The following is a 13,375-nucleotide window of genomic DNA, read 5'->3' on the forward strand; positions in this document are numbered from 1 at the left end:
AGGACTGTCCATGTACCTCGATTGCGATTGTTCCATCAATGTCTTTCTGGACTCGCCTAAACCGGACTCCAATCCCGTGGAAAGCAATGACACGCGACATCCACCCGACCCCCGGCCACAGCCGCATAAGGTGCAGCATCCTTGGTCCCGCTCGCGACGCCGCGAGCGCTCCCGCTGGCGCCAGGGCTAATGCCCTAGCGCTTGTCTCCCGGCCCGGCCCCACTGCCGGGCTCGTCCCCTTGATAAGGCCCCAAGCAAATGGAATAGGAGCTATGAGCCAGCGCGCATAGCTCCTCTTGATGTAAATCAAGACAATGAATCCCATCGTCGGCACAAGGATCGACGAGGCCTACCAAAGGAGACAAGCACATGGATACCCCACTCAGAGACAAATCCTATTTTGACGAACGCGCCACCAAAGAGATGGCCACTCATCTGCAGCAAGTGCAACGCGACACCCGCGAAACCATGGCATTTGCCTGCCGCATCCTGGCCATGACCGAGCAGGAAGCTGGTTTGGCCGGCCAGATCAGCGTCCGTTCCGAGCGCCCCGGTGCGTATTGGACCTTGCGCTTTGGTCTGGGTTTTGACGAAGCCACGCCCGAAGACTTCATTGAAGTTGACCGCGACTTGAATACCCTTAGCGGCGAAGGCATGGCCAACCCGGCCACCCGCTTTCACCTGTGGGTCTACGAAGCTCGCCCCGACGTCAATTCCATCATCCATACACACTCGCCCTGGGCCACGGTATTGGCCACCGCCCGCCAGCCCTTGGTGATTTCGCAAATGGACATGACGCCTCTGCACAATGACTGTGCATTTTTGGGCGAATGGCCTGGCGTGCCCATTGCCGATCAGGAAGGCGTCATCATCTCCAAAGCCCTGGGTGACAAGCGTGCCATTATTCTGGCCCACCACGGTTATCTGACCGCAGGTAAAAGCTGCCAGGAAGCCACTTACCTGTCGGTGTATCTGGAACGCGCCGCACGTCTGCAAGTGCGTGCACAAGCGGCCTTTGGCCCACTTACCCCTGTGGACGATACCTTGGCGGCCGAAGCGCACGACTATCTGCTCAAGCCCTCCATTGTTAACGCTACCTTTGACTACTGGTCCCGTCAGACCCAAGGCATTGCGCCCTTAACTAAAACTCGCTGACGCCCGCAACCAATACCCCGCTTCCACCAGGAGGTCGCCATGACGATGCCTAACAATGGACAGGCGCGTTCGTCGCGCCAGTACGTTACCGCTGGCTTGGCCAGCATGATGGGAACCACCATAGAGTGGTATGACTTTTTCCTGTACGGCACCGCTGCCGCACTGATTTTCAACAAGATCTTTTTCCCCGCCTTCGACCCGATTACGGGCACGCTGGCGGCCTTTGCCACCTACTCTGTGGGCTTTTTCGCCCGTCCTTTAGGAGGATTTGTTTTCGGCCATTTTGGCGACAAGCTGGGCCGAAAATCCATGCTACTGATCACGCTCTTTCTAATGGGAATCCCCACCATCCTGATCGGCCTGATTCCCTCTTATGAAAGCATTGGCTACTGGGCCGCTGTGCTGCTGGTGCTGATGCGCTTTCTGCAAGGTATCGCAGTAGGCGGAGAATGGGGCGGAGCCGTGTTGATGGCGGTTGAACATGCCCCGGAAGGCAAAAAGGGGTTTTTTGGCAGCTTGCCGCAAACAGGGGTAGCCCCCGGCCTGATCCTGTCTTCCCTGGCTATGGGAGCCGTCGCCAGCTTGCCTGAGGAAGACATGCTGTCCTGGGGTTGGCGCCTGCCCTTTCTAGCCAGCGTCGCCCTGCTGCTGGTGGGTTGGTGGATACGCGCCAAAGTGGCCGAATCCCCCGACTTCGAGCAAATGAGCAAAAAGGGCAAACAGGTTCCAATTCCTGCTCTGGAAGTTCTGCGTCATTACCCACGCGAAGTCCTGCTGGTCGTGGGAGGCCGTCTGGCAGAAGTGACCTGGTTCTACACCGTGGTGACCTTTGCCCTGGCTTACGCCACCACCACCTTGGGAGTAGAGCGCAGCGTCATGCTGGATGCCACCGTCTGGGGTGCCTTTGCGGCCTTGTTCACCATGCCCCTGTTTGGCGTATTGGGCGACCGAATCGGCTTCAAATGGGTCTTTATGGCAGGCACGATCTGCATGCTGGCATTCTCCTCCACCTTCTTTTCCATGCTGGGCAGCCTGGATTCCAGGACCATCACCCTGGCTTTGGTGATTGCGATTGGGCTGGTGTATGCCGCGCTGTATGGCCCGCAAGGTGGCCTGTTTTCCACGCAATTTCCACCTGAAGTGCGGTACAGCGGCATCTCCATTGCCGTGCAGGTATCCGGTGCCATCGGTGGCGGTCTGGCTCCCTTGGTGGCGACGTCCCTGCTGGCCTATGGCGACGGTCAACCCGACTACATCGTCTGGTACCTGAGCGCGCTGGGTCTGATTGCTTTTGCCAGTACCTGGTTCATGCATGGACCGACGCACTTCTCCCTTCCCGCCCTATCCAGCCGAAAGGTACGCACATGAACGCAGCCGGTATTCACTACTACTTCTGGATGAATTCGGACTGGGCCTACCTGGGAGCCGACAGACTGGAAGCGATTGCTCGCAAGCATGGCATCCCTATCCACTACAAACCCGTGGACTTGCCGCAAGTCTATGCACGTACAGGCGGTGTCCTGCTGGGACAGCGCTCACCAGAACGTCAGGCTTATCGCATTGCAGAGCTTAAACGCTGGTGTCGCAAATTGGGCATACATGTCAATCCCACACCGCGCTTCATGTGCCCAGACGCCACGCTGGCTTCCACCCTGGTGATTGCTATCAATCAGGCTGGTCTGCCGGTGCTGGATCTGTACAAAGCCATTTTGCGGGCACAATGGTGCGAGGAGCAGAACATTGCTGACCCCACGCAACTGGCTCGAATCCTGCAAGCACAGCAGCTGGATGCAGACTACTGGCTGAAACAGGCACCGCTGATGCAGGCGCAGTATCAAGCCCACACCGAAGAGGCCATTAAAGCCGGTGTCTTCGGTTCGCCCTCCTATGTGTATCAGGGCGAACTGTTCTGGGGTCAGGACAGGCTGGACATGCTGGACGAAGCCATCGCCCTGCATCCTGCGCCAGCTTGAAGCACAACCCCGACACCAAGCCTGACTGTTTTTAAAACAAGGGCGGGGCAAGGTTTATCCACCTTGCCCCGCTCTACTTGTTTACAGCTTGGTTCGCAGGCTCAAGCCCTGCCCCCAAGCCATCAAAATGATTCAAACGGTCTATCCCGAAATCGCTCTAATAGCCATAACAGTCATCAACGGCGAGCATCCGTGCTTGGTCAAAATCCAACAAAAAAGCGGCAAATAAACGCCTCGCTACGGGCTGCACTTGCTGCTTGAACAAATCGTCATCCAAAGAGCCTCACAATCTTCCCCGGACGGCCTCATCCAGATGCACACTAGTGCGGGCAAAACCGCGGCTGGCCTGCCTGGACATAGTCCTTTATTCAGAGGTAAAAGCCGTAGAATCACGCCTTTTCCTGCCAGGAAAATTCACCGATACGCCAGCGTAGCATTCCTGAAATTGGACTTTTGGGTCCGCCTTAAGGCCCGAGTTTCGGGCTTTCGGCATGCCGCCTGCCAAAAATGAAATGCAATGAGCAATTTTGAAAATTTACTTTTTCCATTGATACAGAATGTTATGTCTGCCGTACGAATCATATCGATAGATTTTATCTATTCATTGAGTCTGTATTCTGAGGAAATTGGCTACTTGAGCAATGCCAGTAAAGGTAGCCGTCTTCGTCAGAAGAAGGGCGCGGGGCTTTATATTGAACAAATACGCCACTATAAAGTATCAGCCAGATCAAAAAATCAGGATTCTGCTGATCTCCAATAACACTCGACAGCACGAACAACTTCTTCAAGCCCTGCTGGCTGGTGCTTTTCGGGTTTCTGTTGCTGCTGACGGAGTGCAAGGATATACCAAGGCCCAATTAACGCTACCCGAGCTTATCCTGATGGATAAGCAATTGACGGGGATAGACGCTTTGTCCTTGACCCATATGTTGCAAGGATTAAAAGCCACGGCTCAAATCCCCATCATCATTCTGGATTCACGCATGGATGGCAGCAGCGATGAATGCGTCACTTTTCTAAAGGCTGGTGCGGTTGATTACATTGGCAATCCGTATGCGGTCGATGAAGTCAAAGAACGTATCAACGTGCCCTTGCGCTGCCCCAAGCAGATGGCACCTGCACTTGTACCGGGCAAGATGCCAAGCCAGCGGCCCAGCACGACAGCCGAAACCAGCATGCTGATCCATGCCATTCAGAAAACCATTGATGCCAATCTGGGTGCACCGCCCAGTCAAAAAGAACTGTGCGATATGTTCAAGATTTCACGTCGAAAAATCATGAATATATTTCAGCGTAATTTTGGCCTAAGTGTGAGCAGTTATATCCGATTGCAGCGTATGTATCGGGCCGAGTATTTGCTGAAGACTACGGCCTTGAAAATTGATGTGATTGCAACCGATTTAGGATTTTCCAGCCCGGCCAATTTCTCTACCGCATTCAAAACGTATGCGGGAGTGTCTCCCGGAAAATTCCGCCAGGCTATGGAGAAGAACAAACCCTATACAGAAAACACACCATGTATTCGCTCCATGGGCCCACCTGTTTTCTCATCTGGATGGTGTCCGCCGTAAATAGCAACAGGAAAAGAACAAGGTCCACAGGAGACTCGCGCCAGACTCACACAAAAATAAAACAGCCGAACGAAACAATGTCAGGAAGGTGATAAAGGAACCCGCCCTTCACGCCTCCACCGTGGCCAGATACAGAAAAAGATGGCTGCACGCCACACAAATCCGGTTTCAGAGGGTCCGCACTTGCCGCCAAGGGGCAAGGTGATAAAATCGTGGCTACTTGAATAGTTCAATTCAAAACAGATCCGGGACGACCTGGATCTGCCTTTTCAGTACAGGGACGGCCCTACCTCTTTGGCGGAGCATCCACGATGGCCCACCCTGCATCACCCTCAACTCAACTCATTACTCCCATCACCTGGCTGCGTCTGCTCGGTTCCTGGTCCATTGTTGTCCTGTTCATGATTTTCGGCGGGCAATGGCTGGGAGACTCCCTGAACGGCACCACGGCGGCCATCGTCTTTCTGGTGCTGTTCGTGACCATCCTGGCGGCCTCGTTTGGTGTGGTCCGTGAAGCCGACCACCTGGCCCACCAACTGGGCGAGCCCTACGGCACCCTGATCCTGACCCTGTCCATTGTGCTGATCGAAGTTATCCTGATTGCCTCGGTACTGCTGGGGCCGGGCGACTTTCCCACCATAGGTCGGGACTCGATCTACGCCGTGATGATGATCATCCTTAACCTGATCACCGGCCTGTGTCTGATTGCCGGCGCAGCGCGCAATGGCGATCAGGAGTTCAATCGCCAAGGCACCAATACCTACTTGTCCATGATCGTCTTGCTGACCAGTGTGGGCCTGATTCTGCCCAACTACACCAGCAATGCGGGCGAATTCGGCACCACCCAGGCCATTGGCATTTCGGTTCTGACGGGCCTGGTCTATGCCACCTTTCTATATCTGCAAATGGGCAGTCACCGCCATGACTATGTGCAGCCTGATCAGGCGATACAAAGCACTGACGATACGACACCCACACCGCGTGATCCCCAGGCGACTCGCGCGATGCTGATACGCAGTCTGGTGCTGATCGCCCTGATCCTGCCTATCGTCCTGTTGGCACACGATCTGGCCATTGTGACGGACTACGGTATCGCCGCCTCGGGCGCCCCCGTTGCCGTCGGCGGTGTACTGATCGCAATTATCGTATTCACCCCGGAGTCCATCACTGCGATCAAGGCGGCCATGAATAATGAAATGCAGCGCGCCATCAATCTGTGTCTGGGTGCCTTCGTCTCTACCGTGGGGCTGACTGTGCCGGTAGTGCTGATGATTGGTCTGATCACCGGCAAGCAAGTGATCATGGGCATCAGCAATATGGAAATCGTGTTGTTTCTGATCACGGCACTGCTCAGTATCTTGAGCTTTAGCGGCAAGCGAACCTCGCCCATTCAAGGCTATATGCACCTGATGGTTTTCGCCGTGTTCGGGCTGCTGCTGTTTTATCCCTGAGAAGAACAAGGCAAACAGAGCCAAACCGGCTTTGTTTGCACCTATCCAACGGGACAGACAAGCATAGCGGGCCTTCGTGGCCCAAGCGCCTGTCACTCAAGGTCTATGATTTACTGACAGAAACCGAGCTGCTCAGGATCGATCCGGTTCCGAACGAACACACTTGTACTCGAACTCGTTCATACCATCGGCAAAGTCCACGTGCTCCCACCCCAAGCGCGTAAAAAAGCGGCAGGCACGCTGGTTTTCCGGGAACACAAAAGCCACCCATTTACGACATGGGGGATGGCCTGGCCAAGCCAATACCGCTTCCAGCATGGCTCCGGCCTGACCATTGCCGCGTAATGGCGGCGCAACGGCAATATCGGTAATTGCATGTGGCAGATTTCGCCCATCTCCCCAGGCACACCCAATCAAACCAATGGGCTGACCGTTCTGCTCGGCAACCAGCTGGGCGCCATCGCTTTGGTTCAACACGTGCTCCAGCCACTCCTGATCCAGTGGCCCCAACTCGCGGTTCAAGTCCTCGTCCTGGAACCATTGCTGTATCCAGTCCCAGTCCGTCGCACGAATTCTTCTGATTTCCATCGCTACCCCGTTTTGAGTTGTCCGCTGCAGCTTGGAGCAGCCCCAGACAAAAACGTTCGAGACCAGCCTCATTCCAAGGCGGAATGACGCAACAAATTTTCCAGCCAATCCGCAAACACCTGAAAACGACGCGACAAGTGTTGGCGATGCAAATACAGCAAGGACATGGGCATGGGAGCGGCACGGTGATCCGGTAGCACCTCCACCAATTCACCTGATTGCAAATGCGCCTGCACATCGTAAGCAGGGATCTGAATTAGCCCCAAGCCGGACAGACAGCAGGCGATATAGGCCTCGGCATTATTCACCGTCACACGACCTGGCAGATCCAGCACCTGACGCTTGTCCTGCTCCATCCACTCCCAAGGAGCCACACGCTCGCTGGTGGGCGAGGCATAACGCACCACTTGATGGTTTTCCAGATCCGTTGGCGTCTGGGGCATGCCATAACGGGCAAGATAAGCGGGGCTGGCTACATTGATCAAGGGCAAGCTGCCCATTTTTCTGGCGATCAGGCCCGAATCACTTAGGGGTCCCACTCGCAGCACACAATCCACCTGCTCCTCGATCAGATTCACCTCGCGGTCCGTCACGCCCAGATGCACATGGACATGCGGATAGCGCTCCAGAAACTCCGGCAGCGCAGGTGCCACAATCAGGCGGCCTACCCGCCCCGGCACATCCACCTTGATCGTGCCACTAGGCCCCACACTGGCCTGGCGAAACAGGTTTTCGGTTTCCTGCACATCAGCAATCACGCGCAGACAGCGCTCGTAAAACGCCGCACCATCTTGCGTGACTGTGACTTTGCGCGTGGTGCGATTCAACAGGCGAGCGCCCACTCGCCCTTCCAGCTCCTGAATGGCGGCCGACACCGAAGAGCGCGGCATACCCAAGGTATCCGCCGCGCGGGTGAAATTGGCACACTCCACGACCCGCGTAAAGATGCGAAACAGGTCAATGCGGTCTATAACTTTCTCCAGATAAGCAGCGGCAAAACACAGGCAGAATGGCTAGAGCCGGTGATTCAAGCAGCGGTGCGTATTGTTCGTTTTTTCAGACAAATGATGTCAGAACTAGATGATTTAAACAATTTCAGCGACTTATATCATGAAAAAACGAAAAGGCTTGCAGCCCGCAGCCCACACTAGCAAGGAGTCATCATGGCAAAGCACAGCATCAAAGGTAAAACCGTTCTGATTGCAGGCGGGGCAAAGAATCTGGGCGGCCTGATCGCCCGCGACCTGGCAGAGCAAGGAGCGCGCGCCATTGCCATTCACTACAACAGCGACAGCTCCCAAGCGGATGCCGAAGCCACCGTCAAAGCCATCCAGGCAACTGGTGCCCAAGCCGTCGCCTTCCAGGCCGACTTGCGTTCGGCTAGTGCCATGGAAAAACTGTTTAGCGATACCGTCGCCGCAATTGGCCGCCCTGATATCGCCATCAACACGGTGGGCAAAGTACTGAAAAAGCCACTGACCGAAGTGAGCGAAGCCGAGTACGAGGAGATGAGCGACATCAACTCTAAAACTGCTTTTTTCTTCCTGAAAGAAGCCGGCAAACACGTACAGGACAATGGTAAAGTCTGCACCCTGGTCACATCCCTGCTGGGTGCCTTCACCCCCTTTTACGCCGCGTATGCCGGCACCAAAGCGCCGGTAGAACACTACACCCGCGCCGCCGCCAAAGAATATGGCGCACGCGGTATTTCCGTCACGGCGGTGGGCCCTGGTCCTATGGATACGCCCTTCTTCTATCCAGCCGAGGGGGAGGATGCCGTGGCCTATCACAGGACCGCGGCCGCCCTGTCCCCCTACTCCAAGACCGGGCTGACGGACATTGAAGATGTCGTGCCCTTTATCCGTCATCTGGTCAGTGACGGCTGGTGGATTACCGGCCAGACCATTCTGATCAACGGTGGTTACACCACCAAGTAAGAAGGCAAGCCAGTGTCTGAGCCTGCAAGATCACTGCTTCGGGCTTGAGCACTGGCTTTTCCCAATACCTGCGCATGGATGTCCAAAAGGCATCCACAAGTGGGAATGCCAGCCAGAACGTAACCGTGTTCAAGCCCGAGATTCCTGATACGGGTTCTCGAAAATATCTTCTACGGTCTGCTCGAACAAGGCACTAATCTTGAATGCCAAATCCAGGGACGGTGCATGTTTGCCCGTTTCCAGCGCATTGACCGCCTGCCGGGACACCCCCAAGCGCTCCGCCAAATCTGCCTGCGTCCAGTTCGCCTCGGCCCGCAATACACGCAATCGATTTTTCATTTAATCGCTAGTCCGGACAAAGGGTGAAACCAGAGCGAACACCGCCCAAAAGAAGGGGTAAATCAGCCAGGCAGGAATATGGGGCGCAGCGGCGTAGGTTTCCCCAAAGCCCCAGGCTGTCCACAAGGTCAAGGTTGCGCCTGAGGCCAGCACAAAACACTTGGCCACGATCACCCGCACGAACTCATCGCTTTGCGCCATCAAGCGCAAGGTGGCCCAGACTTGTCCGGCCACAGGCAAGGCGACGGCTATGGCAATCAGCCAACCAACAGGCCGACCGAGCAGGCTGTCAAACAGGCCCAGAATGGTCAAGGCATTGACCAGGATATACACGCCCATAAAGAGCAAAGTGCGAATCAGATAGCTGCGACCTGGTGACGGCGCAGAGGAAGAGTTCCGGTTGGCAAGCATGGTTAAGCACCTGAATGTAAAGTAAACCTGACTTTATAGAAGTCAAAACTACTTGTCAATAAGTAATGTTTACTTTACATTTTTGAATATAGAGCCAGTCAACCAGCAAGCATTCCGATTGGCTGGCTGGTCTATTTGGGCCTACACGTTCTGCCCATAAAAACGAGATTTGCAGCTGGCACCTGCGCGCGTTGCTACCCCCCAACACGCAGCCTGGATATAAAGCCACTTGAACAGGCAAAGTTCAAGACCTGCCCGTGTAGCCTAGCGTCGAGGGAGATTGCCCAAACCGCGCCTGAAATAGACGGCTGAAATGAGAGAGGTCCTTGAAGCCACAGGCCATGGCCACTTCGGTCACCCGTTTAGGTTTCCCGCCCTCCAACAAACGATAGCTCTGGATCAAACGCTGCTCCCACAGCCATTGCATGGGTGTGGTCGCTTCAAGCGCAAAGAGCCGATACAGAGTGCGAGTCGCCATGGACGAAGCACGGGCAATCTGGTCCACATCCAGCCTATCCTCATGCAAATGTGCACGCATATAAGCCTGAACCTGCTCCAGCCGCCGCTCCTGATGAGTGCCCCGAGAAAGCGCAGGAGCGTCAGACTCGAATACCGCGGAGAAGATATCCAGCACAGAAGCCGTCACACGCCGATCCATACCGTCCGCTGCCGCCTCCCCCAAGCTAAGCAGTTGCTTGACCAAGGCACCAGCCATCGGCCCCAGACGCGAGTTGGCTGCAATACGACGCGCTGCCAGATTGCCCACCGAGGGCAAGCGCGATGCCAATAAGGGGCGGGGAATCATGACCATGGCCGCGTTAGCCAAAGAGCCCAGCTCCAGATCAAAAGGCCGAGATTGATCCTGAAGTACCAGATCCCCTGCTCCCAGGCTGACGTAGCGTCCGTCCTGGCTCAGTTGAATATGACCATCCAGCATGAGCCACAGCATGAAACAGTCGCGCTGATCTTTACGGATATCGGCCTGCCGTCTGCTCACCCGTATCGCCTCCCCCTGAGGGGTGACAGACCAGATGCTGCTCAGGCCCAAACCACCAAAACTAGTGAGGGTGACCCGCGCCTGAAACTGGGGCCGGGCAATCTGGCTGCACTCGGTCTGTGAAAACTGCCTGCAAGTGACCTCGTGCCAGTGCTCAAAGCTGTCTCCGGGCTTGACCGCTATGATCGCTGTCATAGGTTCAGTCTCCATAATCGGGGCTATCTGCACCGATGGATTAATCGTTTTTCAACAAGATTACGTCCATTACCCAAAGACAGACAAGCCCTGAAAATACCAAGCCTCAGCTCCCTGCCCGTGTACTGTCCAGGATGGCAGGCACAGTCAAAAAAAACGTAAAACTGGCAGTGGCAGCCAAGCCAGAACTGCGCCACCCTCCTACTCTACAAGCGTCTATGACACCGGCAGCGGCAATACCAAATACACAGTCGCCCGGCCGTGAACAAACCAAAGGAGAATGAAATGGCTATTCAGATTGATCAAATCAACCCCAGCAGCACGGCGGTCATTGTGATCGACATGCAGAACGACTTCATCGCACCCGGCGCCCCACTGGAAACACCCATGGGCATGGAGTTGATGCCCCGCCTGCAAAAACTGCTGGGCCACGCTCGCCAAACTGGCATGGAAGTGATCTTCACCGCCCACGCCCACCGCCGCAACGGCTGCGATATGGGCCTGTTCGGAGAGATTTACCCTCCAATTCAGAACCAGGTGGGGCTGGTAGATGAGACAGCGGGCGTTGATATCTACCCCGAAGTAGCCCCACAGGGGGATGAAGTCGTCATCAAGAAGCACCGTTACAGCGCGTTCTTTGGCACCGACCTGGACATCATCTTGCGTACTCGCAAGATCGACACCGTTGTCATCACCGGCGTGACCACCGAAAACTGCTGCCACGCTACGGCTCGCGATGCCATGTTCCATGGCTACAAAGTGGCCTTTATCTCTGATGCCACAGGCACCTACAACTACCCGGATATGGGCTTTGGGGCGATTCCGGCTGAAGAAGTACACCGCGTCACCTTGGGGGTGCTGGCGGTATCCACCGCGCATGTCATGACGACGGATGAGCTTATTCACAAATCCAGACAATAATCACGAACCGGACCAGAACCTGCATGCATTGAGCCTCCAGCTCATCAGGCAGCACCACAGGTCTTGTGAACCGCCCCACTTTTGAGGATCGCTTCCCAAGACCTGAGGTTATTTTTCTTGTGCCACAACAAGTTGCGCCAGCCGCTGTATGGAGAGCGGCGCACAGCCTTCCGCATCATTGCTGATCGTCACATATGCCGCCTGCCCCGCCCCCGTGATCCCGCGAATCGTGCGGGCCAGCACCGTGCGAGTATGCACGTCCTCGCTGACAATGGCATCGAATGGGGTATGCTTTTTTTGAGCATCGGCATAGCCGTAAGCACCAAACTCCCGGTTCAAGTTCCAGCGACACACCAAGGGTCCCGGCCACAAGGCGCGCAAGACGGGCAGTTGCTCTTCAATCGGCGGCATCTTGCCATGCAGCCCCAGACAAAATGTCGCGCCATTGGCCTTGAGTGTATCGACAAGATGTTGAGTCAACAGCTCTGGATCTCTTACCTCTACCGCAAGCACCACCTGTGAGCCTTGCGGCAAAGCCTCACGCGCCGCTGCCAGCATCAGCCCCAACTTGTCGAACAACTCTGCCGGACGACTCAACCAGCCCCAGGACAGAGGGCTTAACTGGAAGACCAAGACGCCCAACTTGGCACGCAAGCCCTCGACTGCAGGCTGCACGAACTGCTCTACAGCCAGACGAATATCCAAAAAGTCCGGATTAGATTTGCGTACCTTGCCCTGCTCATCACGAACTTGAGCGTCCGTAATCATGGAAGGACATTTCACAACGAAGCGGAAATCTTCATCAACCTGAGCGGCATAGGCGGAATACTGCGTGACCGTCAAAGGACGCCAGAAGGTGCGATCCACACAGACGGTGCGCATCAAGGGATGCTGGTGATAGGCCTCCAGGCCGTGTTTGGACAAGATGCTCGACTCGTACTCGCCATCCCAGATCAAGCCTTCCCAACCGGGGTAGGACCAGGTGGAGACACCGAAACGCAAGGTTTCAGGAAGCTGAGCGGCCAGATCGCTTAGCTCCAGCGCGGAAGCAGCAAGGCTGACTTTGGTGATTTTGCGTCGGGAAGGAGCAGCGGGCTTTGAGGCGGGTGGCTGGGGAATGGCATCGCCGAAAAGATCTTCTTGCATGCTGGGTATAGTGCCATGGGAATGAAGTTAAGCAAATGCCGGCTCAAAATCCACCAGATCCGTACTTTGCATGCCTAGCCCTTTGGCGACGCTACGCCAACGACTAACAGCCTGAACAATCTCCGCCCAGATTGCTTCTGCTTCCTTCACCGTTAACCTGAAGTATGGTGCCCCACAACATGCGCACTGGAACCTGGAACCCAGGTGCACCTCCAGGTCTGAGCGCTTGGCAGATCGTGTCGTCATCAGAAACCTTCCAACTTGTCAGGATTCACAGAGGCCGAATCATCTTGCGACTTGGCCCCCGAGGTTTGATCCGCTTTGATACGTCGTGGCCGCCTGACGCGCTGGGGCAACTGCTCACGCAGCAAGTCCATCCCCAAGGCATCATTTTCCATGGTCATTACTTTAGTCACATCATTCAGGCGTCCCAACACATGCAAAGCGCTTAAAAAGGTATGCAAGGCAGTACCGGCATTACCATCCTCCATGCGCCGGACTGTGCTCAACGACGTACCAATACGCTGGGCCAAATCCTCTTGGCTTAATCGTCGCGCACGGCGAGCCGCAGAGATATCCCGCCCCAGCCGCAGCAAGGCACGGTCTACAGGACGGGAGATGACACTACGAGGAGCATTTTTATTCTCTGAATCAGTCATATTTTTATCCATTCATATATGAACAAATATAA

General features: G+C 55.5%; 15 protein-coding genes. 8 read left to right on the forward strand and 7 right to left on the reverse strand.

Features of this window, described 5'->3' with window-relative positions; genetic code table 11:
- The first annotated feature begins 10 nt into the window (after positions 1 to 10).
- The 6 genes from ACFPDR_RS12595 to ACFPDR_RS12620 all read left to right on the forward strand — a co-directional run bounded on the left by ACFPDR_RS12595 (position 11) and on the right by ACFPDR_RS12620 (position 6,150).
- Positions 11 to 190, forward strand: coding sequence for a hypothetical protein (locus ACFPDR_RS12595; protein WP_137430725.1), 180 nt, complete (start codon positions 11 to 13; stop codon positions 188 to 190).
- A gap of 179 nt (positions 191 to 369) precedes the next feature.
- The gene (locus ACFPDR_RS12600; protein ID WP_026485007.1) at positions 370 to 1,155 is read left to right on the forward strand and encodes an aldolase; all 786 of its coding nucleotides are present in this window, start codon (positions 370 to 372) and stop codon (positions 1,153 to 1,155) included.
- 39 nt (positions 1,156 to 1,194) lie between these two features.
- Positions 1,195 to 2,523, forward strand: coding sequence for an MFS transporter (locus tag ACFPDR_RS12605; protein ID WP_009461140.1), 1,329 nt, complete (start codon positions 1,195 to 1,197; stop codon positions 2,521 to 2,523).
- Positions 2,520 to 3,128, forward strand: a complete 609-nt coding sequence (locus tag ACFPDR_RS12610; protein WP_137430726.1) for a 2-hydroxychromene-2-carboxylate isomerase — start codon at positions 2,520 to 2,522, stop codon at positions 3,126 to 3,128. Before ACFPDR_RS12605 ends, ACFPDR_RS12610 begins: the two co-directional genes overlap by 4 nt.
- 641 nt (positions 3,129 to 3,769) lie before the next feature.
- Positions 3,770 to 4,699: a DNA-binding response regulator gene (locus ACFPDR_RS12615; protein WP_376911194.1), complete on the forward strand. Its 930-nt coding sequence runs from the start codon at positions 3,770 to 3,772 to the stop codon at positions 4,697 to 4,699.
- 311 nt (positions 4,700 to 5,010) lie between these two features.
- Entirely contained in the window at positions 5,011 to 6,150 is a 1,140-nt protein-coding gene (locus tag ACFPDR_RS12620) for a calcium:proton antiporter (RefSeq protein ID WP_302357248.1), read from the forward strand.
- A gap of 132 nt (positions 6,151 to 6,282) precedes the next feature.
- Here ACFPDR_RS12620 and ACFPDR_RS12625 read toward each other — a convergent pair whose 3' ends face one another.
- Entirely contained in the window at positions 6,283 to 6,738 is a 456-nt protein-coding gene (locus tag ACFPDR_RS12625) for a GNAT family N-acetyltransferase (RefSeq protein ID WP_137430728.1), read from the reverse strand.
- A 68-nt stretch (positions 6,739 to 6,806) separates the two neighbouring features.
- On the reverse strand, positions 6,807 to 7,709 hold the full coding sequence (locus ACFPDR_RS12630; RefSeq protein ID WP_060186258.1) for a LysR family transcriptional regulator: 903 nt from the start codon (positions 7,707 to 7,709) through the stop codon (positions 6,807 to 6,809).
- Positions 7,710 to 7,901: 192 nt separating this feature from the next.
- Between ACFPDR_RS12630 and ACFPDR_RS12635 the strand changes: the two genes are divergently transcribed.
- Positions 7,902 to 8,675, forward strand: a complete 774-nt coding sequence (locus tag ACFPDR_RS12635) for an SDR family oxidoreductase (protein WP_251196522.1) — start codon at positions 7,902 to 7,904, stop codon at positions 8,673 to 8,675.
- 129 nt (positions 8,676 to 8,804) lie between these two features.
- Here ACFPDR_RS12635 and ACFPDR_RS12640 read toward each other — a convergent pair whose 3' ends face one another.
- From ACFPDR_RS12640 to ACFPDR_RS12650, 3 genes are all read right to left on the reverse strand, one after another.
- Positions 8,805 to 9,014, reverse strand: coding sequence for a helix-turn-helix transcriptional regulator (locus ACFPDR_RS12640; protein WP_060186256.1), 210 nt, complete (start codon positions 9,012 to 9,014; stop codon positions 8,805 to 8,807).
- Complete coding sequence (locus ACFPDR_RS12645; RefSeq protein ID WP_009461148.1) at positions 9,015 to 9,425, reverse strand: hypothetical protein; 411 nt, start codon at positions 9,423 to 9,425, stop codon at positions 9,015 to 9,017. It abuts the gene before it with no gap.
- Positions 9,426 to 9,669: 244 nt separating this feature from the next.
- Positions 9,670 to 10,617, reverse strand: a complete 948-nt coding sequence (locus ACFPDR_RS12650; protein WP_376911195.1) for a helix-turn-helix domain-containing protein — start codon at positions 10,615 to 10,617, stop codon at positions 9,670 to 9,672.
- A 285-nt stretch (positions 10,618 to 10,902) separates the two neighbouring features.
- Between ACFPDR_RS12650 and ACFPDR_RS12655 the strand changes: the two genes are divergently transcribed.
- Positions 10,903 to 11,538: a cysteine hydrolase family protein gene (locus tag ACFPDR_RS12655; RefSeq protein WP_009461152.1), complete on the forward strand. Its 636-nt coding sequence runs from the start codon at positions 10,903 to 10,905 to the stop codon at positions 11,536 to 11,538.
- A gap of 108 nt (positions 11,539 to 11,646) precedes the next feature.
- On the opposite strand, the gene ACFPDR_RS12660 is transcribed toward ACFPDR_RS12655, so the two are convergent.
- The gene (locus tag ACFPDR_RS12660; RefSeq protein WP_137430731.1) at positions 11,647 to 12,684 is read right to left on the reverse strand and encodes a DUF72 domain-containing protein; all 1,038 of its coding nucleotides are present in this window, start codon (positions 12,682 to 12,684) and stop codon (positions 11,647 to 11,649) included.
- A gap of 245 nt (positions 12,685 to 12,929) precedes the next feature.
- Positions 12,930 to 13,343, reverse strand: a complete 414-nt coding sequence (locus tag ACFPDR_RS12665; RefSeq protein ID WP_009461154.1) for a helix-turn-helix domain-containing protein — start codon at positions 13,341 to 13,343, stop codon at positions 12,930 to 12,932.
- Between the last annotated feature and the right edge of the window lie 32 nt (positions 13,344 to 13,375).

The organism is Alcaligenes sp. GCM10023179, from assembly GCF_042653705.1.
GTDB classification, from domain to species: Bacteria; Pseudomonadota; Gammaproteobacteria; order Burkholderiales; family Burkholderiaceae_B; genus Alcaligenes; species Alcaligenes phenolicus.